Source organism: Pectinatus brassicae, from assembly GCF_014201835.1.
In the GTDB taxonomy this organism is placed as follows: Bacteria; Bacillota; Negativicutes; order Selenomonadales; family Selenomonadaceae; genus Pectinatus; species Pectinatus brassicae.
Window position 1 is genome coordinate 19,975 of record NZ_JACHFH010000017.1, and the last position, 20,025, is coordinate 39,999.

The following is a 20,025-nucleotide window of genomic DNA, read 5'->3' on the forward strand; positions in this document are numbered from 1 at the left end:
CACCGCTATGATTATAACATATATGACTCTTTATTTCAGTTAGTGTTTTTGCTAAATGTATATTTGATATAATAGACACCAAATTTATTTTTTCTATTTTAACAGCTTTATTAAACATTTATTTCAATACCTTTTTGGCGTAAATTTTCTAAACATAATTTGAGATAAACTTCGTTATGTTCAGTATATCTTTTTCTATAGGGCAATTTATAATATTGCTGCGCATAATCTTCATTGCAGCTTTTACCTCGATATTTTTTTTGTCTCCATAATAGGTCAACGTTATAATTACGTCTTTCCATTTCATCCATAACAGCACTATGATATTCAAACAGCATCTGCGGATGATAGGTAAATACATAGTTTACTGTAGCATGATTTTTCCCCCAGCCATTGCCCCGCAAAGCACAACATTCACGATGCTGTCCCAAAAGCTGCTGTCTTGGCAAAAGCGGCAGTAAATCAATATGCCATAAACGCATCAAACCACCTCCAAATTAACATCTATACTTATTCTGCTTTATCTGATTGTACTTGTTCTTCGAGATATTTGACACCAAATTTATGCATCATTTCCAAAATAGGGATAATGCACTTGCCCTTTTTACTGAGACTGTATTCTACCTTGGGCGGCATTACTGGATAAATTTTGCGATTAATCAGACCATCTTCCTCAAGTGACCGCAGCTGCAATGTAAGCATTCTTTGTGTCACATCAGGAAGTTTTCTTTTTATTTCGCTAAATCTAAGTGTTTTATAACTTAAATACCATAAAATAAGTATTTTTCTTTTTCCCGACAATAATTCCTGTACTAATATCATCGGGCATACATCATATTTTTGGCATTTATCATTCATTGGGCATTCTTTATGCTGACCGATAGTAATAATTTTCTTCATTCTGCACCTCATAATGGTATTTTTTTTGATACTATATAAAAAAAATGTGCCTACTTGCAACAAAATAACTAATACATTATTATAAACATAGTTTTTAATGCATGTAAAGCTTCCATTTTAAGCTCTCATGATAAACTCTAAATATATTATATTCACTAATTTATTTATTAGTAAACATCGTGTTTGAAGTGTCTTTATTATTTTACAATAAGCTAATTATTGAATATCACACAGCATTTATTTTTAGGAGAGTGATTTTTATGTCTAATTATGACTCAATTACAAGAACCGTGATCAGTCAGATCATGCTGCCCAACCAAGCTAATGTCGCCGGTAATGTACATGGTGGCGAGATAATGAAAATCATGGATTCAACAGCTTATGCTACAGCCCGTCGTTATGCGCGTGCCAATGTAGTAACAGCACGTGTTGATGAACTTGAGTTTCATAAGCCTATTATGATTGGTGATCTTTTAATCTGTACAGCCGATATCACTTTTGTCGGCCGCAGTTCAATGGAGGTAATGGTACGAGTCGATGTAGAAGATTTGGAAAATGAATCTGGACCACAGGAAGCTTTATCAGCCTATTTTACCATGGTAGCTTTGGATCGTAATATGAAGCCCCAGGCTATCCCCGCATTAAGTCCTACAACTAGTGAAAAAAAGGCTCTTTTTATTGAAGGACAACAGCGCTATGAAAGATATAAAGCACTAAAAAAAGAAAAGAAGGCACAAAAAAATGCCAAATTTCTTGATGAACAAAATTTGGCAGGATAATTTAATTTATTATCTAGATGAGTCCATATGTCCGCAAAACGAACAGCCAAAAGGTCAGTGTAAAAGCACTGCAAACAGTCGTAATTATTACTGTTCCTGCGGTTAATATGCCATCATGTCCCATATTTTTAGCCATAATATATGAACTGACGGTTGTAGCCGAGCCTAGCATTACTAAAGCTGCCGTTAATTTACTTTGCATAAAACCTAAATGTATGGCTATGGGTAAGAACAAGGCACAAAAAACTAATAGCTTTATTACACTGCAAATAAGAATAGGCTTAATGTTATTATTTATAGCATTGAATTTTAGTGCCCCGCCCATAGCCATAAGACCTAATGGCGTTGCCAAAGCAGCCACTCCACTTAAGGTCTTATGCATAATAATCGGCATTGGTATTTTTAGCAACGACCATATACCGCCCGCAGCAATTCCTAAAATGATGGGATTTTTTAATATATTAAGCACTGTCTTTTTTATAAGTTCTTTGCTTAATGTATTTTTTTGTCCTTTTTTAAATGCTGCTAAAACAATTACTGCCATTATATTGTATAATGGTACTGTTCCTATTATCATCAATGACGCCATACCATAATTTCCATAGATGTTTTTTATAAAAGCCATACCAATTATTGCAGCACTACTGCGATAAGATGCCTGAATAAATTCTCCCTGTGAGACAGTTTTTTTATAAGCCAGCGATATAAAAAATGCTATCACTATACTGATAAAAGTTGCTGCAAAACAAAACAGGACATATTTTGTGTCCCAGGCTGCATAAAAATCAGCTGTACCAATATCAATAAACAATAGTGCCGGCAAAGCTGCCACAAACACAAATTTATTCATTTTCGTAATAAACTCGGCATCAAATAAACCTATTTTACGAAAAAACAAGCCTAATAGCATCAATAAGAATACAGGAATAGTGGCATTTAAACTAAAAATAAGATTCGACATTATATATCCTTCTATCATGGGTTATTTAATACATGGAGTTTATTATATGAAAGGAAAAATAATATGTCAATTTACCAAAAATATTTTATTAAATTTGTTTGACAGGTCTATTTATCTATGTTATTATATATTTGTATTAAACATGTGCTAATTAAACTCACATATTTTTGTAAGTTATTGTTTGTGCGATGATTTACAAAAGTGTGTGAGCTTTTTTTATGCCAATATTATTTATTATTTCAAGGAGGTACTTTTTATGAATAAAGGTACAGTAAAATGGTTTAACGCAGACAAAGGTTTCGGATTTATTACTAGAGAAGATGGCGAAGGCGACGTTTTTGTTCATTTCTCCGCTATCCAATCTGATGGATATAAAACTCTTAACGAAAACCAAAGCGTTTCTTTCGATATCGAACAAGATGATCGTGACGCTAGCAAATTAAGAGCTGTTAACGTACAGGTTCTTTAATTTTTGCAAAAAGTTCCACAGTGTTATTTATTAACGCTGTGGTCTTTTTTTTTACCATTTTATGCTGCGCCTTAACAGTTCTTCACTTAATCTTCAAGAAAATGTCATACTATTGTCACAAACTATGCTGGTAAAAATGTTATTATTATCTTGTAGTTGTCGCCAACAATTACATACCATTCCTTGTGTATAAAAAGTTCTGAACGCTCCAGAGCTTTTTATACCCTAGCCAAACCTCATCAAACACAAAGTAAATCTCCTTCCTCTTACCCTGTCATTTGTGTTTTGATGAGTTTACATAACTGCTGTCACACATTTTTCAATTATGTGGGGCAGCTTTTTTTAGTTGTTTTTATTTCTTGACATTAGGCAGGATATCATTTCCCTATGTAGAAATATTTTCTTACAAGGGGATGATAAAATGAAGAAGCATTTAATACTAACATTTAACCTAGCTGAACACACACCAATTGGCAGAATCGATATTCATAGCGATATATACCACGCCTTAATTATCCATGATATCATCAAGCCCGGTGATTCCTGTACAGTCTCAAACCCAAGATCATTAAAAAAAGAAAACCATATTATTTTTGCCCAATCGCCGATAGAATTAAATACCGAGCTTAGTACCGAACAAATAAAAACTGTATTTATGCCGCTTTTTACCAAATGGGAAAAAGCTGTTGGCTTTTCTAATTTTAATATTGATGAACTATAAACAAGAGGCTGATTTACTTGATATCTTCATATAAAGGATTTCAAGCAACTCAGTCTTTTATTTTTTAAATTACTTCAATATAAATCAGCACATCAATAATAGCCTCGTTTAAATCTCTAAATATTTTTCTGAAAAGAAGATAGAAACGGCCAAGTTGACCGAATGATCAAAATTTTACTCACTTTAGATTAATAACAATATTTTAATTATAAATAAATTTATTTTGTCATATTTTTGTCATATTATACTGATATAATAATAAATGAAATATTAAATTTTATTTAATAAGTTGGTAAAAATTATCTAGCATATAAATAATTATGAGGGAGTGTATAATCATGAAAAAATTATTTGTTACTTTATCTGTAGCCGCAGTGATTGGTGCCGCATCCATTACTGCTTTTGCCGCTACGACAACTACAGGAACTCCGCCTGTTACATCAGCTGTGACTACTTCAGCCTCAGCACCTACAGTAAACTCATCACTTGAAAAATCAACAGATTCTAATACACAGAGCAAACCTGCCGTGGAGCGTGATCGACGTGATGGTGACAGAGAAGACTATTGTCCTGGCTATAGAGATCGTGACGGTGATCGCGGCGGCGATCGTGGCGGACGTTATGGCGGCTGCTGGAATTAATTAATATAATCTTCGGAATGGCTTTTTGCACAGATTATATTACAATAATCACCTAAGTCCAGCCAAAAACTCCCAATAAGCAATAGCGATATTTTCATCTAGCTGGCTAAAAGAGAATCGATATTTCGGTTCTCTTTTTTATGTACTCAATAATATTTACAATTTGCTTGCTGCAACAAAAAGAGCTGCTTTCTATCCGCAGTACAATTGCAGAATTAGAAAGCAGCTATATTCCTCCGCTCAGTAAAGAGCAGATTATAAAATTTATCGATCAGTGTCGAAATGATATTTATAGTAATGATGCGTACACATTAAAAATTCTTATACAACACTTTATTGAAAAAATAGTCATAACCCTTGATAACATAACGATTCGTTACCGGTTGGAGTTTGCTGGTGCGCCCGGCGGGAGTCGAACCCACGCACCTGGCTCCGGAGGCTAGTGCTCTATCCACTGAGCTACGGGCGCATTAACAACGAATAATATTATAGCATAGATTTACATTTTTTTCCACATTCTATGCTAACTTATTTTAATCATCCACTTACGTTATTAATACGCCCTTTCATTAAATAGCCTCTCATAATAAAACCATATCCATTATTAGGTATTTTTTGCTATTATTGCTCCAATAACTGCGCCTACAATGCCTGCCGTATTTACCTCACCTTGAGAATGCCCTTTTTCCTTATCATCAACCCAACGACGATTATCTGGATCCCAATGGCGATGATTATCACGATCATTATTTTCTACCCAGCGTTTTTTATCATGTTCCCAATGACGGTTATTATTTCTATCATCATCATTAATCCAGCGATGATGATTTCTGTCCCAATGCTGATTGTGGTGCTCATTATTATAGTCTCGCTGATAGCCATTATCATGATGATAAGAACTTGCTTCTGCTAGTGTAGTACCTGCAATGCTCATTGTCATAAAAGCTGATAAAACAATTGCTGTTATTTTTTTTGATTTCAATTCCATTATATTACAGCTCCTTTTTGGTAAGTATTTGTTTACTTTGCATAATTAATTATAACAGCTTATTTATCATTTTTTGTGACTTTTTTGTGACATTTTTTAAATTTGTGATTGCTCCAGTTGTGGTACCAATGATAATACTTTCCCTTGTGTTACATTTATTTTATTAGTAATTTTTTTTAGCTGTTTATTAATTCTTTTCTTACTATTTTCAATGGCGGTAAGCTTAATCTTAACCGATGATAATTTTTGCAGTCTAAAAAATTTTGTGCCATCAGCTTCACAAATATAATCCAAATAACTAAAAATCCCCACCAATAAAAACCTATCCTTTTTATCTTGTCTGGTAAATACAAAAATTGGAATACCACGCGAATTAATAACAGCCTTATTGACCTTATAGTCCAAGCTGTAATTACCCTTTACCGCAAACATATAGTATTTTAATTCTTTTCCCTTATTAATCCATTCATGCGGATATTTCTTATCTGCTAAAGTGACTTTTATTATAATCGCTTTATAATCCGGTTCACTGCCTACGGTAATAATGCCCATAGCACGAGGATTATTATCCTTTGCTAATGACATTATTTCTGCTGCAGTATATTTTTTCCCAATAACTAAATTACTTAAATTCATTTTTCCTGTGTCATTTTGCGATTGAACAAGTGTTAAATGTGTCATCAGCGTACCCTCCAAATAATATTTTTTCCAGGTGCCCCAACATACAAAGAAAAACTTACTAATGCGCAAATATTTATTCACTTTAAAAAATAACGCATGTGAAATAAGATGTTTTAAGCTTTTACAAAAGCCAATACTTCCAATTCTCATGCGCAGTAATACCAAATCACAATATCTATTATTAATTAATATACGACATTTGTTTAAAAATTCCTATCATTTTTATATATTTCCTTAGTTATTCTTTCCTTATTTCCAACTAATAATACTGTCATTAACATCTTTATACTTTCCTTTATGAATTTTTTGTGGATATCCAATAGCAATTACTGCCATAAGTTCTAATTTGTCAGATACCTCTAGAAGTCTTTTTATACTTTCTTCATTTTTTATTATTTCGCCAAGCCAACATGTCCCCAGTTCAAGTTCATTGGCAGCCAGCAGCATATTTTGTATTGCAGCACCAATAGCTTGAGCATGTTTCATATATACCTTTGGCGTTTCAGCATCTTTCATACTATCGGTATCTAAAAACACTGCAATTAAGCAAGAGGCGTCTTTTACCCATTTTTCACAAATTGTCAATGATGCTATTTTTTCCAGTAATTTTTTATCTTTCATAATTACAGAAAATCGCCAAGGCTGGATGCTCCCACCATATGGAGCACAGACAGCAGCTTTTAAAACAGCTTCAATATCATCTTTTTTTACAGGTACCTGTCTATAGGCTCTAATGCTCCTACGGGTCATTATATTTAATAAAGTATTCACTTTTTTCACCTATTCTGTTTAATATCTTTTTACTAAATACGAATTTTCATATCTAATTATACACTAAAATATACTATCATCTTAAAAAATTACTAAATTCATTTTATGATACTAGCAGGATTTATATTATTATTGGAGAAATATTCTTATGTATTTTGCAATTATAGCTTTATTATGCTATAATTATCAACAGAAAATGATTCTTAATTAATAAGGAGGTCTTTATTTTATGGCTAATTTCGCAAACCCTTTCCAGGGAAATGTAGATCGAAAATTGACAAAAGAAGAATTAATCCAAGCTGTTCGCCTAGATATATCAGGTGAATTGGAAGCAATCTATCTTTATGATGCGCATGTTCAGGCAACTGACAATGAAATCGCTAAAAAGGTTATTGCCGATATTCGTGATGAAGAAAAAGCCCACGTTGGCGAGCTGATGACATTGCTCCGAATTCTCGACCCTCAGGAAGCTGAGCATTTTATTGCTGGTGAAAATGAAGTTAAAGAATTATTAGAGCAGCTTGAAGCCGAAAACAAAAATAAAGCTGATGCCTCATCTTCTACCATTGGAAGTCTTATAAAATAATTTATAATATGAAACTATTTAGGAGGGACGTTTATATGGATTATTTATCGAGAGATGCTGCGCCTTTTGCTGATGATTTTTGGCAGCAGCTAGATAATACTATTACAGAAACTGCCAGCAAAATCTTACAAGGTCGGAGATTTGTACCTATTTACGGACCATTAGGAATAGGTGTTACCAATATTGAATTAGACGATGTTGAAAATTTAAAAGAAGTAGCCGATAATGGCATAATTTTTACAGCTGGACGCAGCTACATACAAATTCCAACATTATATACTGATTTTATCTTATCAGCAAAAGACATGCAGACCAGCCAGCATTCCGGCTATCCTGTTGACTTAGCTCAAGCCATAAATGCTGCTGAACAAGCTGCTATTCAGGAAGACAAATTCATATTTTTTGGCAATGACACGCTCAAAATTGATGGATTATTTACAGCCGCTGGTACCCAAAAAATTACTAAAACAGACTGGAATATTGGAGAAAATTCTTTTAAAAATATAGCTGAAGCCATTAACTTACTAGTAAAAGAAGGCATATATAGTTCTTATTCACTACTAATAAGTCCTGATTTGTATTTACAAATGCAGCGCATACAACCAGGAACAGGTATCTTAGAAATAGACCGTGTAAAAAAACTTCTGCATAAACGAGTATTTGTCAGCCCTGTTTTAGGCAAAGAAAAAGCTCTTTTAATATCTGCCGATGCTCGGAACATTGATTTAGCTATTGGGCAGGATCTTCAAACAGCCTACTTAGAACAAACTGAATTAAATCACAAATTTAGGTTATTGGAAACCATACGTTTAAGAATTAAACGACCAAAATCAATTATTCAGTTTGAATAACTACTTATTATAAAAGCGTAAGAAAACAGCACTGGCAACTCTGCTGAATTCTTACGCTTTTGTTTATGCTTATTAAAGAATTTTTAATTGCTATTTAATTTTGATTATACAATCATCCTTTTTGTTATTGGCAAAACAGCCATTATTTATTATAATTGTATTTATTAATACTATTTGGGATGTTATACTGAACAAAGCAGTTTAAACTAGGAGGACTTATTTTGAGTAACAATAATGAACTTGTTCTGGTACTGGATTTTGGTGGACAATATAATCAATTGATTGCCAGACGCGTTAGAGAATGTAATGTATATTGTGAGGTTTTTCCACATACGCTGAGCATTGAAAAAATAAAGGAAATGAATCCCAAGGGGATTATTTTCACAGGTGGTCCCAATAGTGTTTACGAAAAAGATTCTGCTGTCTGCAGCGTAGAATTATTAAAATTAGGAATTCCTGTATTAGGTATTTGCTATGGTTCTCAGCTTATGGCACATTTACTGGACGGCAAGGTTGCTACAGCACCAGTCAGTGAATACGGTAAAACTGAAGTTGCTATTACCAAAAATGATTCCAAACTTTTCACTGGCGTTTCTGAAAAAACTATCTGCTGGATGAGTCATACCGACTACATTGAAAAAGCACCAACAGGCTTTACAGTTACTGCCACAACCCCTGTTTGTCCGGTAGCGGCAATGGAAAACGAAACTGAAAAGTTATATGCTGTACAATTCCATCCTGAAGTAATGCATACCGTAGAAGGTATCAAAATGCTGCAAAACTTTGTATTCAATGTTTGTCAGTGTGCTGGTGACTGGAAAATGGATTCTTTCGTTGAATCAACCATCCAAAAATTACGAGAAAAAATTGGTACTGGTAAAGTCCTTTGTGCCTTATCTGGCGGTGTAGATTCCTCTGTAGCAGCAGTTTTATTATCAAAAGCCATTGGTAAACAGCTTACCTGCGTATTCGTTGATCATGGTCTTTTGCGTAAAGATGAAAGTGAAGAAGTTGAAGGCGTTTTTGGTCCAAATGGTCATTATGATTTAAACTTTATTCGTGTTGATGCTAAAGAACGTTTTTATAATAAATTAAAAGGTGTTACCGAACCGGAAGCAAAACGCAAAATTATCGGTGAAGAATTTATCCGTGTATTTGAAGAAGAAGCAAAAAAAATCGGTAAAGTTGATTTTCTTGGTCAGGGTACCATTTATCCTGATGTTATTGAAAGCGGCTTAGGTAAATCAGCTGTTATAAAATCACATCATAATGTTGGCGGATTGCCTGACTGCGTTGATTTTAAAGAAATCGTTGAACCACTTCGTCTGCTGTTCAAAGATGAAGTAAGAAGAGCCGGTCGTGAACTTAACATTCCGGAATACCTAATCAATCGTCAGCCATTCCCAGGTCCAGGACTTGGTATTCGTATCATTGGTGAAGTTACCGAAGAAAAAGTAAAAATTGTTCAGGAAGCTGATGCTATCTATCGTGAAGAAGTAGCCAAAGCTGGTGTTGCTAAAGACCTTGGACAGTATTTTGCAGCTCTTACCAATATGCGTTCCGTTGGTGTAATGGGTGATGGTCGTACTTACGATTATGCTATTGCTCTTCGCGCTGTAATGACCAGCGACTTCATGACTGCTGAAAGTGCCCAACTACCATGGGAAGTATTGTCTATTGTTACCACTCGTATTGTAAACGAAGTAAAAGGCGTTAACCGTGTGCTTTATGATTGCACTGGTAAACCACCTGCTACAATTGAGTTCGAATAATTAAAGTGTCACGGGGCACTGCCATTTATTCTGAATAAGGGCAAAAATGGCTAACCCGCCGACATAGACAAAAAGACCTTGCATTAGAGCTTTTAACGAAGCTCATGCAGGGTCTTTTTTTATCCTCAACCCGCGTAAATAAAGGACTTTCTGCTTGCGAAAAAAGAACGTTCACCATGGAGTGGCGGGCATAACTGGCAAAGCCAGAGAGAATAAAGAAAAATGCCCTTTACAGAATAAACGTCAGTGCCCCGCGACATGGTGATATTTTCTTTAATGCTTTTTGGGAAAAAGCATAATGCTGTGATTTTCATGAGTGTTGGACTCAAATGCCCGTAATACGGGGCGGGAGAATATGGTCATGAATTTCTGTTTCCCAAAAAACGAATCTCCAAATCCACTAAAACCTCCCCAATTTCATTTTTGGGAAGCGTTTTTGGGAAAATGGTGTCAAACAGCAGAGCGTTCCTACTATGGAGGTTTTGCAAAGGTGAGGAAGAAAAATTTTAAAGGTCGTTGTGAAAAACGTGTCATTGCCAAGTGTAATGAAGTGTGCCGGACATATGATGCCATTCAGTACGCCTATGCGGATATTCTGCAAGCAAGTGATGAAGTAAAAGAGATCAGGTGCAATGTCCCGCTTGATGGGCGGGACATTGGCCAATATACATCAGATTTTGTCTGCGTCAAGTCGGACAATGATTTGATGGTGCGTGAATGTGTATTCCGTAAATTTCTGATGAAGCCGCTTACGGTCAAGCTGCTGGATGCTTCAAGGGAGTACTGGTTACGGCATGGCGTTACAGATTGGGGGCTGGTCATCGATGAAGAAACATGATTTATTGAAGGATGGTAACAACATTATCAGGGTTTTAGAGATACAGCCTGATAAAATCCTCATGATTGATTGTGCAAAAAGGACTATGCCTGTATGGGTGAAATCTTCGGTTTTAGATTCTTTCATTGGGTGCACTGATGAAGTATTGAACCAGACTACGAATTTTACTGTTACTGTTACTGATATTGAAAATCTGAATGCTGATCAGAAAAGAACCATGTATGACCGTTACACATTGATTGCACCAATTCTACCTTTTATAGCAGATGAAAGAATGCGTTCTAAACTTATTGGTTCCATAGCTACAGAACACAACATATCCAAACAGACCATCAGAAGCTATTTATGCCTGTATCTGGCCTATATGAATATAATAGTTCTTGCCCCAAGGCAACGGTTAGATGATATTAAGCTAACACAAGATGAAAAAAACATACGATGGGCTTTGAATAAATTTTTTTATACTACAAAAAAGCAATCCCTTATGACTGCTTATACCATGATGCTGAAGGAGAAGTATTGTGACAATATGGATGTTCTAGCAGATAAATACCCGTCTTTTTATCAATTTCGTTATTTCTATCGTAAGACAAAAAAGATGCAGAACTTCTATATTTCCAGAAACGGATTGAAGAATTACCAACGAAACAACAGACCTCTGATTGGCGATGGGATACAATCATTTGCACCTGCTATTGGCGTTGGTATGCTGGATTCTACTGTATGCGATATTTACCTCATCAATGATACTGGTAATATTGTGGGCAGACCCATTTTAACAGCCTGTATTGACGCTTACAGCGGTGTGTGCTGCGGTTATGTCCTATCATGGTCTGGTGGAGTATACAGCCTTAGAGGATTGATGCTGAACGTTATAGCAGATAAAGCTACTTGGTGTAAGCAGTTTGGCATTTCTATAAATAAGGAGGATTGGTCTTGTAACAAACTTCCTGCGACGATGGTTACGGATATGGGGAGTGAATACAAATCGGAAAACTTTGAGCAAATTGCAGAGCTGGGTGTTAAAATAGTCAATCTTCCTTCATATAGACCTGAACTGAAAGGCATGGTGGAGAAATTCTTTGATGTGGTTCAGGCGAACTATAAAAAGCATTTGAAAGGGAAGGGTGTGATTGAAGTTGATTATCAAGAAAGGGGCGCGCATGACTATCGGAAAGATGCCTGTTTGACCATGGTGGATTTTGAGAAAATTATCCTTCATTGCATCATGTATTACAACTCGCAACGGATCATTGAAAATTTCCCCTACACTGAAGCCATGATTGCCGAAAATGTAAAACCCTATGCAAGCTGTATCTGGAATTGGGGTAAATCCCAATTCGGTGCCCATTTGATTAAAGTTAGTGCTGAAGAGCTTATACTTACGCTATTGCCAAGAACTACAGGTAAATTCAGTAGATTTGGCTTAAAAGTAAACAAAATGCGCTATCACTGTGACGGGTATACAGAGCAGTATCTTAAAGGTGATGAAGTTACCGTTGCCTATAATCCAGAGGATGTTACTTCTGTATGGCTATTGGAAAATGGAATATATGCTAAATTTACCATTATTGAATCTAGATTTGAGGGTAAAGATTTGATTGCCGTACAGGAGTTACAGACAGCTCAGAGATCGATTACCAAAGGAGCTAATCAAGATAATCTACAGGCTCAGATTCATCTTGCGCGGCATATTGAGATAATCGCTGGTAGTGCCAGGCGCAGTGCCGATGTGAGCGTAAAAAATATTCGAGATAACCGCAAATGTGAACAGCATAAACGCCATAGAAACTATATGGAAGGAGCTAAGTCATGACAAATCTTTCAGACATTATCAATGTCCTACCTTGTATGAAATCAGGGGACTCATTAATAGCTGCATTGGAAGTATTGCCAGGGTACAATCCTGAAATCCGCAACACAGATACTTCCGTAAGGCTTATGGCACTATCGGACTTATACAGGGTGTATATTCCTTCGCAGATGTCGCTGGAAATCTACAGTAAATTGTATTTGGCTCTTTTGCGATCTATGCAGAAAAAAGGAACGAAGCTGGCCGTACAGCAGCAAAATCAAAACTACAGAGCTATCATACAGCAAGAATACAGCGGTATCATGGGTGGATCGGATAGCTTTACCATTATTGGCACATCAGGAATCGGTAAGAGTTCTGCTATAAGTAGGGCTATTAATTTGATCACGGAGAATCGAGTGATTGAAGCTGACAATCCCTATACACATGTTATTCCATGTATAATCGTGCAATGCCCCTTTGATTCATCGGTAAAGGGGTTATTACTAGAAGTTCTGCGCAAAGTTGATGAAGTTTTAGACAGTAAATATTATCAAAATGCTTTAAGGGCAAGGGCTACAACCGATATGCTCATTGGTTCTGTCAGTCAAGTTGCGTTGAATCATATTGGTATGTTGGTGGTAGATGAAATCCAGAATGTAGCCAACAGTAAAAATGGTAAAAGTCTGATTGGGGCTTTGACACAGCTTATCAATAATAGTGGAATTAGCATCTGTATGGTTGGTACGCCCGAGAGCAGCAGATTCTTTGAATCGGCAATACAGCTTGCAAGACGTTCCGTGGGATTGCAATATACCACTATGAGCAATGACAAATATTTTCAAGACTTCTGCAAGGTTATGTTTCAGTATCAATATGTGCAAAAGAGAACGGAAATCACAGATGGAATCATTGCCTGGCTTTATGAACATAGTGCAGGAATTACATCGGTTGTGGTAGCGTTGATTCATGATGCACAGGAAATCGCTATTTTGAATGGCAAAGAAATCTTGAATCTGAAATCTTTAAATGAAGCATATGAACAACGGTTATCCTTGCTTCATGGCTATATTCAACCGTCTATTTCACTAGGTAAGCAGACCTCCAAAATCAAGAAAAAAACGCCGATCTCTACTGTGATGGCTACAGATAATAAAATTTCAGATGATTGTCTTAGTATTGCTGATTTGGTTGCTAAAGCCAAGAATGAAAATATGGATATTGTGCAGCTTTTAAAGTCCAATATTCCTGTTGTGGAGGTAGCGGTATGATTGCTTCTTTCCCTACAGCATATCCAGATGAGCTGCTTTATAGCCAGTTGGCACGATACTATACGAAATCAGGATATATGGCTTACAGCTTTGCGGCGGAAGACCTGTTTGTATCAAAGACGGTACGCCCGGATATGGATTTTATTAATACTTACACTCCTGGCGCACTACAGGCCATAACAAGAGATATATCTATGGAAGAAGTTATTGAAAAACATACCATGTTTCCTTGCTATGGGCGTTTTTTGCCGAAAGAACGCAGACAAAAAGCATTTCAATCATTGATAGCTATGAAGGGAAATTACCATAACCTTCTGCCGATACCTCAAAGCAAGAATGGCGAAGTTCGCTGTTTGCGCTACTGTCTAGCTTGTGCAGCTAATGATAGAGAACAATATGGAGAAGCATATTGGCATCGGATACACCAGATAATAGGAATTCATGTTTGCCCAGTTCATCAGTGTTACTTGATGGATAGTAGTGTGATGATCAGTGGGAAAGCTACGCCTTCTTTAAAGACAGCTGAGGAAATGATAACACAATCGAAATCGTGCGTATTTGCGGATAATGAAATTGAAAGCCGTGTAGCCGCATATATGGCGGAGGTTTTTCAGGCTGATGTTGATGTGGATTCATGTGTTACGGTTGGAGAGTTCCTTCATTTCAAAATGGCTTATACAAAATATCGGTCTGTACGTGGAGAGCAGCGTAATATTGCATTATTTCATAAGAATTTTAAAGAATATTACATGGCGTTGTCCCAAAACAGGTTTACGGAGTTATGGCAGATACAGAAGGTGTTGACGAATGATAGGGTGAACTTCTATGAAATTTGTCTCATGGCTATGTTTCTTGGTATTACCGCTGAGAAACTGGTACATATGGAGCTGCCGGGAAAAACACAACAACAGCTTTTTGATGAAGAAATTTACAGGCTTCATGAACAAGGGTTGAAGTATCCAGCTATTGCGAAAGCTCTCGGTGCCCCATATGTGACTGTTAAGGCTATCGGTGAACGTAGATATGGAACTTATCGTAAGACACCAAAAACCCCGCTGAAAAGCGGGGTAAAGCCACGAGACTGGCGACAGATTGACGAAGATACACTACCGCTTGTAAAGACCGCTATTCGCCAGTTGCAGGGTGATGGAACAACCCGACCTAAAAAGGTTACGGTTTTTGCTGTGGAGAAAATCTTGCATCTTTCAAGTAAGAAAATATCGTTGCATCTGCCCAAATGCCTTGCTGAGATAAAGCGGCATGAGGAATTACAGGAGCAATATTGGGCTAGAGAAGTAGCTTGGGCTGCACGTCAGATAGAAGATAGTGGTGTCACTTTGACATGGCGTAAGATACGGGATTTAACAAATATGCGCCGTAGGGATTTTGAAGCTTGTCTGCCGTATGTTCATAATTATGCAGATAGTGAGCTTGCTGGACAGATAATACACCTGCTGAAAATTTAGTAAATGATTGTATAAGAATGGTGAACGTATTAAAATTCTAATTTTGTATATGGATCGAACAATGGGGATGGAATAAGTTGGTAGTATAAGTTAAGATCAACGTTTTCAAACGGTTTCCCATCTCTTAGCACTTATTTTGTCATGTCAGTTCATAGTCTATGTTTAACAATAGAAAAAAATAACAAAAAGTACAAGGAGATGGATTAAATGAGGCGAATAGGTAATTTATATATTTTATGTCATATATCTGCTTGTTTCGATATAGATTGCTCTGAAAGAGTGTAAAAAAAACAGAAGAAAAATAATAGAAGCCCAAGATATGTCCATGTTGCTTTTGTATAATAGAAAAAACAGTCGAAAGGAGGAGCAACTTGCATATTAAATTTAATGGCAATAAGGGATTTCGACTGCTGAGTATCTACGAATTGCTGAATAAGGGTGAAGTAGTAACAAAAGCCGATCTGGCGACACGATATGAGGTAAGCGAAAAAAGCATACAACATGATATAGAAGATTTAAGAGAATATCTGGCCTGTACTCATTTTGAGGGGAGCGAAGTCACGATTGCTTACGACAAAAAGCGTTCAGGATACTATCTGGTTCGCATGGAACGGGAGTGGTTGACCAATGAAGAAGTGTTGGCAGTGTGTAAAATACTTTTAGAAAGCCGCGCTTTCTGTAAAGGCGAGTTAGAGTCACTGGTGACGAAGCTAGTAGCGCAAGTCACTCCCAGTCACCGCAAGCAAGTAGAAGAACTCATTCGAAATGAGCAATTTCATTATGTTCCGTTGCGACATGGCAAAAAGCTGTTTACCATCATCTGGGGTCTTTCAGAATATATAACGAAGCGCGAAGTGACTCGTATCGTCTACAGCCGTCAGGATGGTACAGAGCGAGAACATGAAATAAAGCCAGTGGCGATGATGTTTTCGGAATATTATTTTTATCTGATTGCTTATATGGCGGACGGAAGCAAAGGCTTTCCGACGGTATTTCGAATTGATCGAATTGCTGACTTCCAAGGCACCGGCGCTCAATTCAAGATTCCCTACAGGGACAAATTTGATGATGGAGAATTTCGTAAGCGGGTGCAGTTTATGTATTCGGGGGAATTGCGGAGGGTAAAGTTTGAATATAGCGGGCCTGCAATTGAGGCGGTATTGGATCGGTTGCCGACGGCGAAGATTTTGGCTGAGAAAGGCGGGGTTTATACTGTTTCCACAGAGGTTTATGGAAATGGCATTGATATGTGGCTGCGAAGCCAAGGGGATTTAGTTATCTTGTGAGCTATAGAACGATGTTCTGTCTCAATAAATATTTTAAATATGAATGGGGGATTTTTTGTGAGCGGTTTAAAAATATTGAATGAATTCAGTAATGACGAGTTAGAAGTATTGGTTAAGATTATAATTGAGAAAGGATGGAAGTCGCAAACTTTGTCGCACGATGAAACTTACAAATCACATCATCCCAATCACATATGCTATGTGGAGCAGATCAAAAAAGAATTGCGTGGATTTGGCGGTAACACAATTGTGAATATGTTCCGGAGAGGGGAGCTTCCTTATCGTGAGATGTTGATAGATGTATGCAAAAAAACCAAAACCCCTTTTAATGAAAAAGCATCGTTAGAACGTATAGAGAATGCTCTATTAGAACATGTTTTGGAGGAGTCTTGGGATAAAATGTCTGATGAAGATAAAGAAGAAATTCTCAAAGCCGGGGGACAGAAGTGTGATGTAGGTGGATTTGCCGCAGGAGCATTAATTGCTATTTTTAGAGCTGGTGGATTTAATTCATATAAGTTGGCAATGATTATTGCTAATTCAATTGCCAAAGCAATTTTAGGTAGGGGATTACCATTTGTTGCTGGGGCAGTTTTGGGTAGAGGTTTGGCAGTTTTTGCAGGACCTATTGGTTTGATATTGACAGGAATTTGGGCTGTTATGGATATTACTGGTCCTGCGTATAGCGTTACAGTTCCAGCAATAATTTACATAGCGGCACTAAGGCAGGTGCATTGTTCTGAGTATTATAAAAATTCTTCTCTGTAAGTTAATAAAAGATTAAGAAAGTGAGGGCATATTATGTCTGAAATACAAGAAGCTAAATTTAGTGAGAAGCAATTACTCAACATATATGGACTCTTATTTAAAGTTGCATATGTTGATGGGGGACTAGATAAAGACGAATTAAGGAAAATTTTTGAGGTTATGAACACAGATGAGTTTTCCGAACAAGGTAAAATGGTAATACAGAACTATTTAGTCGAAGAGCCTGACATTGAAAAAATAATTCGCAATTTTAAGATGGATATCAATATGGGGATTGAGCAAATTGAGTACATAGCTTATTTAAATGCCATTGAAATTTCAATATGTAATGACGAAATAAACACTGCTCAACAAGAACTGCTTGCACGACTGAAGAAGGCATTTGTTATAACCGACGAGCAAGATAAAGAGATGCGTAAATTTGCTCAGAAGGCTAAAGAAATTGCTGATAGAGGAATTGATGATGCGTATGCCAAAGATGCTTTAAAAAGCGCAATTGCCGGTTTGGGCGGTGTTGGAGTTCCACTAGCGGCTGTGTATTTTAGTGGCAGTGTAATTGGATTAAGTGCAGCGGGTATCACAAGTGGACTGGCGGCACTTGGATTAGGACTTGGAATGGTACCGGGAATAGGTGTAGCTATTTTAATAGGAGCAGTCATTTTTATAGGTGCAAAAGAATTGTTTGATATTGGCGGAAAAAACCAGGAGAAAAAAGTTCAGCTTGAAAGAGAACGACGTGCAGAACAAGTTATTAGGAATTTACAGGATACAATAAATTGTTTAATTGATAAAATTTCAGAATTAGAGAAGAAGGCTCAGGATGCAGTTGCCAATAGAGAAGCCATTCATAAACTTCAGGAAATTATACGGAATCTGAGGCAGATACAAAATGCAAAGAAACAAGGTCGTGCAACATGCTAACCCCAAAAGAGCTAAATGATTTGCTTCCTATATTGAATGTCCAATATAGCTTGGTAAACAAGTTAACTCAGAAAGTTGAGGATATAGAAGTAGCTTTTTCAACAAATGGAGAAACCGCTATAGATATTGTGTCTGTGCAAAAAGAGTTGGATGCTGTTTTACAGGATATCGATTGGCTTTCTGAAGATGATATTGTTGTTGCTGAGCGAGAAACAGAGTGTATTGATGCTATTTATAAGCAAAAGCAAGCCCAAATAAAATCACATATCAAAAAAATCAAATTTAATACATGGGATGATTATGTAGCAGAATGTTACAAATATGCTATAAAAAATGATATTGGTAAATTTATTCCATACGAGATGTTCTTAACTAAAGCAGATTTGGCGATGATAAATAATGAAGCGTATAGTAAGCAGTTCGAATGGGATAAATGGGATTATTCATTCGTTGGACTTGCAGGAATTGTGGCCGCACTCACAGATATATTTATTGTAGCAATACCTAAAGATATGACATCAGGAATATATAAAGGTCAAAAAGGTAGTTCAGTGACAAAGTGGCTACAAAGTTTAAGACTACCTGATAATGTGCAAGAATGGCTTGAGAATGTAGCTAAGGTTCCGTATGATAACACTGGTGGCCCTGAGCATAGAATGGATACGTTTGGGCACGACCCAATTTTGGGTTTTATTTTTGGAATTATCGATTTAGTAAGGGGGACTTCTACATCCATAAAGGATGGAACTATTATCATTGAAAAGATAGGGGAGGGGACAAATCTGCTTGAAGCAATTGTGAAGCAATTTCTGCATTTATGTTCAGATGTTTGCACAAAAAGAGGATTGCCTGTTCCTTTTGCTTCAATTTTTAAATTGCTTAATGTCGGTAGTTTTAAAAGAGCCAATGGAAAGACTGCAACTATTAGTCAATTAACGAAATGGATGTATCGCAACGGGTATGATTTGAGGCATTTTATTACGATGAGCATAACTCCTATGTCTATTGAGATTATTTTGAGAATGTATACCATGCTTCGTTATTATGCTGAAAATGATGATATTGATTTTGATATTGCTACTGTTTTTGAGTTAGGAAATAATCCTAAATATCGCTCCATGTTATTAAGCGCTCATGCCATAGCATGTGCGGCAAATGCTGGTAAAGTGTATCTACGTCAAGGAAACCCACTTGCTATCAATTACGCTGAGTGGTTGATGTTACTAAAGTACCTTGTTCCGTCAGTTAAATACTGGTTATTTGATAAAGCAGAATTAGAAGTAAAGCATCTTAAAAGCATTAATGACAATATTTGGAATGAATTGCTGGAAAACTCCGATAGTTTGCTACGTAAGTCAAAATTTGAGAATATAGAACTTGTAACGTTAGGAGCTAGTGAACCACAGTCAATAATTTAGACACAAAAATGAAAACTTTTATATATTTTCGAGACTGTAACAAATTATGTGTAAATAGAATAGATGAGCTATTCCTCCTGGATTAATGTTAGAATAAATATTAATTTAGGAGGTTTTATTATGGCCAGACAAAGAAAACTTTCCC

At 36.4% G+C, this 20,025-nt stretch carries 21 protein-coding genes and 1 tRNA gene; 15 read left to right on the plus strand and 7 right to left on the minus strand.

All coding sequences use genetic code 11. The features are described from left to right. Positions 1-110: 110 nt before the first annotated feature. Positions 111-482: a TIGR02328 family protein gene (locus HNR32_RS07575; RefSeq protein WP_183861309.1), complete on the minus strand. Its 372-nt coding sequence runs from the start codon at positions 480-482 to the stop codon at positions 111-113. A gap of 28 nt (positions 483-510) precedes the next feature. Next, positions 511-900 (minus strand): winged helix-turn-helix transcriptional regulator, encoded by a 390-nt coding sequence (locus HNR32_RS07580; RefSeq protein WP_183861311.1) that lies wholly within the window; start codon positions 898-900, stop codon positions 511-513. 260 nt (positions 901-1,160) lie between these two features. Here HNR32_RS07580 and HNR32_RS07585 point away from each other — a divergent pair, with 260 nt between their 5' ends. Continuing rightward, complete coding sequence (locus HNR32_RS07585; RefSeq protein WP_183861313.1) at positions 1,161-1,679, plus strand: acyl-CoA thioesterase; 519 nt, start codon at positions 1,161-1,163, stop codon at positions 1,677-1,679. A gap of 13 nt (positions 1,680-1,692) precedes the next feature. Here HNR32_RS07585 and HNR32_RS07590 read toward each other — a convergent pair whose 3' ends face one another. After that, on the minus strand, positions 1,693-2,640 hold the full coding sequence (locus HNR32_RS07590) for an AEC family transporter (RefSeq protein WP_183861314.1): 948 nt from the start codon (positions 2,638-2,640) through the stop codon (positions 1,693-1,695). Between the two features lie 256 nt (positions 2,641-2,896). Between HNR32_RS07590 and HNR32_RS07595 the strand changes: the two genes are divergently transcribed. The 3 genes from HNR32_RS07595 to HNR32_RS07605 all read left to right on the plus strand — a co-directional run bounded on the left by HNR32_RS07595 (position 2,897) and on the right by HNR32_RS07605 (position 4,471). Continuing rightward, a complete protein-coding gene (locus HNR32_RS07595) occupies positions 2,897-3,109 on the plus strand; it encodes a cold-shock protein (protein ID WP_183861316.1) in 213 nt (70 codons plus the stop codon). Between the two features lie 421 nt (positions 3,110-3,530). Next, on the plus strand, positions 3,531-3,830 hold the full coding sequence (locus HNR32_RS07600) for a hypothetical protein (RefSeq protein WP_183861318.1): 300 nt from the start codon (positions 3,531-3,533) through the stop codon (positions 3,828-3,830). Positions 3,831-4,168: 338 nt separating this feature from the next. Next, positions 4,169-4,471, plus strand: a complete 303-nt coding sequence (locus HNR32_RS07605; protein WP_183861319.1) for a hypothetical protein — start codon at positions 4,169-4,171, stop codon at positions 4,469-4,471. A 394-nt stretch (positions 4,472-4,865) separates the two neighbouring features. Here HNR32_RS07605 and HNR32_RS07610 read toward each other — a convergent pair. The 4 genes from HNR32_RS07610 to HNR32_RS07625 all read right to left on the minus strand — a co-directional run bounded on the left by HNR32_RS07610 (position 4,866) and on the right by HNR32_RS07625 (position 6,911). Beyond that, positions 4,866-4,940, minus strand: a tRNA-Arg gene (locus HNR32_RS07610). Between the two features lie 135 nt (positions 4,941-5,075). Beyond that, complete coding sequence (locus HNR32_RS07615; protein ID WP_183861388.1) at positions 5,076-5,459, minus strand: hypothetical protein; 384 nt, start codon at positions 5,457-5,459, stop codon at positions 5,076-5,078. A 96-nt stretch (positions 5,460-5,555) separates the two neighbouring features. After that, on the minus strand, positions 5,556-6,140 hold the full coding sequence (locus HNR32_RS07620) for a hypothetical protein (protein WP_183861321.1): 585 nt from the start codon (positions 6,138-6,140) through the stop codon (positions 5,556-5,558). A gap of 249 nt (positions 6,141-6,389) precedes the next feature. Beyond that, positions 6,390-6,911: a nitroreductase family protein gene (locus tag HNR32_RS07625; protein WP_183861323.1), complete on the minus strand. Its 522-nt coding sequence runs from the start codon at positions 6,909-6,911 to the stop codon at positions 6,390-6,392. A gap of 229 nt (positions 6,912-7,140) precedes the next feature. On the opposite strand from HNR32_RS07625, the gene encB reads away from it, so the two are divergent. From encB to HNR32_RS07680, 11 genes are all read left to right on the plus strand, one after another. After that, the gene (encB, locus tag HNR32_RS07630; RefSeq protein ID WP_183861325.1) at positions 7,141-7,497 is read left to right on the plus strand and encodes an encapsulin nanocompartment ferritin-likeEncB family encapsulin nanocompartment ferritin-like cargo protein cargo protein; all 357 of its coding nucleotides are present in this window, start codon (positions 7,141-7,143) and stop codon (positions 7,495-7,497) included. Between the two features lie 35 nt (positions 7,498-7,532). Next, a complete protein-coding gene (locus HNR32_RS07635; RefSeq protein ID WP_183861327.1) occupies positions 7,533-8,348 on the plus strand; it encodes a family 1 encapsulin nanocompartment shell protein in 816 nt (271 codons plus the stop codon). A 221-nt stretch (positions 8,349-8,569) separates the two neighbouring features. Next, complete coding sequence (guaA, locus tag HNR32_RS07640) at positions 8,570-10,120, plus strand: glutamine-hydrolyzing GMP synthase (protein WP_183861329.1); 1,551 nt, start codon at positions 8,570-8,572, stop codon at positions 10,118-10,120. Between the two features lie 355 nt (positions 10,121-10,475). Then, positions 10,476-10,958 carry a PDDEXK family nuclease gene (locus HNR32_RS07645; protein WP_231038160.1) on the plus strand — a complete coding sequence of 161 codons (483 nt, stop codon included), beginning with the start codon at positions 10,476-10,478 and terminating at the stop codon, positions 10,956-10,958. Next, complete coding sequence (locus tag HNR32_RS07650) at positions 10,945-12,774, plus strand: TnsB C-terminal domain-containing protein (RefSeq protein ID WP_183861331.1); 1,830 nt, start codon at positions 10,945-10,947, stop codon at positions 12,772-12,774. Before HNR32_RS07645 ends, HNR32_RS07650 begins: the two co-directional genes overlap by 14 nt. Further along, a complete protein-coding gene (locus HNR32_RS07655; protein WP_183861333.1) occupies positions 12,771-14,021 on the plus strand; it encodes an AAA family ATPase in 1,251 nt (416 codons plus the stop codon). Before HNR32_RS07650 ends, HNR32_RS07655 begins: the two co-directional genes overlap by 4 nt. Next, positions 14,018-15,487, plus strand: coding sequence for a TniQ family protein (locus HNR32_RS07660; RefSeq protein ID WP_183861335.1), 1,470 nt, complete (start codon positions 14,018-14,020; stop codon positions 15,485-15,487). The genes HNR32_RS07655 and HNR32_RS07660 overlap by 4 nt, the downstream gene beginning before the upstream one ends. 371 nt (positions 15,488-15,858) lie before the next feature. Continuing rightward, entirely contained in the window at positions 15,859-16,773 is a 915-nt protein-coding gene (locus tag HNR32_RS07665) for a helix-turn-helix transcriptional regulator (protein WP_196611184.1), read from the plus strand. Between the two features lie 57 nt (positions 16,774-16,830). Then, the gene (locus tag HNR32_RS07670; protein WP_183861337.1) at positions 16,831-17,541 is read left to right on the plus strand and encodes a YaaW family protein; all 711 of its coding nucleotides are present in this window, start codon (positions 16,831-16,833) and stop codon (positions 17,539-17,541) included. A gap of 33 nt (positions 17,542-17,574) precedes the next feature. After that, complete coding sequence (locus HNR32_RS07675; protein ID WP_183861339.1) at positions 17,575-18,462, plus strand: TerB family tellurite resistance protein; 888 nt, start codon at positions 17,575-17,577, stop codon at positions 18,460-18,462. Beyond that, the gene (locus HNR32_RS07680; protein WP_183861341.1) at positions 18,456-19,880 is read left to right on the plus strand and encodes a hypothetical protein; all 1,425 of its coding nucleotides are present in this window, start codon (positions 18,456-18,458) and stop codon (positions 19,878-19,880) included. Before HNR32_RS07675 ends, HNR32_RS07680 begins: the two co-directional genes overlap by 7 nt. The last annotated feature ends 145 nt before the right edge of the window (positions 19,881-20,025 follow it).

Excerpts from the sequence above, each read along its gene's own strand:
- HNR32_RS07595 (WP_183861316.1), top strand. The coding sequence starts at position 2,897 with ATGAATAAAGGTACAGTAAAATGGTTTAACGCAGACAAAGGTTTCGGA.
- HNR32_RS07580 (WP_183861311.1), bottom strand. The coding sequence starts at position 900 with ATGAAGAAAATTATTACTATCGGTCAGCATAAAGAATGCCCAATGAAT.
- HNR32_RS07575 (WP_183861309.1), bottom strand. The coding sequence starts at position 482 with ATGCGTTTATGGCATATTGATTTACTGCCGCTTTTGCCAAGACAGCAG.
- HNR32_RS07660 (WP_183861335.1), top strand. The coding sequence starts at position 14,018 with ATGATTGCTTCTTTCCCTACAGCATATCCAGATGAGCTGCTTTATAGC.
- HNR32_RS07675 (WP_183861339.1), top strand. The coding sequence starts at position 17,575 with ATGTCTGAAATACAAGAAGCTAAATTTAGTGAGAAGCAATTACTCAAC.
- HNR32_RS07650 (WP_183861331.1), top strand. The coding sequence starts at position 10,945 with ATGAAGAAACATGATTTATTGAAGGATGGTAACAACATTATCAGGGTT.
- HNR32_RS07620 (WP_183861321.1), bottom strand. The coding sequence starts at position 6,140 with ATGACACATTTAACACTTGTTCAATCGCAAAATGACACAGGAAAAATG.
- encB (WP_183861325.1), top strand. The coding sequence starts at position 7,141 with ATGGCTAATTTCGCAAACCCTTTCCAGGGAAATGTAGATCGAAAATTG.
- HNR32_RS07655 (WP_183861333.1), top strand. The coding sequence starts at position 12,771 with ATGACAAATCTTTCAGACATTATCAATGTCCTACCTTGTATGAAATCA.
- HNR32_RS07600 (WP_183861318.1), top strand. The coding sequence starts at position 3,531 with ATGAAGAAGCATTTAATACTAACATTTAACCTAGCTGAACACACACCA.
- HNR32_RS07605 (WP_183861319.1), top strand. The coding sequence starts at position 4,169 with ATGAAAAAATTATTTGTTACTTTATCTGTAGCCGCAGTGATTGGTGCC.
- HNR32_RS07615 (WP_183861388.1), bottom strand. The coding sequence starts at position 5,459 with ATGGAATTGAAATCAAAAAAAATAACAGCAATTGTTTTATCAGCTTTT.
- HNR32_RS07635 (WP_183861327.1), top strand. The coding sequence starts at position 7,533 with ATGGATTATTTATCGAGAGATGCTGCGCCTTTTGCTGATGATTTTTGG.
- HNR32_RS07680 (WP_183861341.1), top strand. The coding sequence starts at position 18,456 with ATGCTAACCCCAAAAGAGCTAAATGATTTGCTTCCTATATTGAATGTC.
- HNR32_RS07590 (WP_183861314.1), bottom strand. The coding sequence starts at position 2,640 with ATGTCGAATCTTATTTTTAGTTTAAATGCCACTATTCCTGTATTCTTA.
- HNR32_RS07645 (WP_231038160.1), top strand. The coding sequence starts at position 10,476 with ATGGTCATGAATTTCTGTTTCCCAAAAAACGAATCTCCAAATCCACTA.
- HNR32_RS07585 (WP_183861313.1), top strand. The coding sequence starts at position 1,161 with ATGTCTAATTATGACTCAATTACAAGAACCGTGATCAGTCAGATCATG.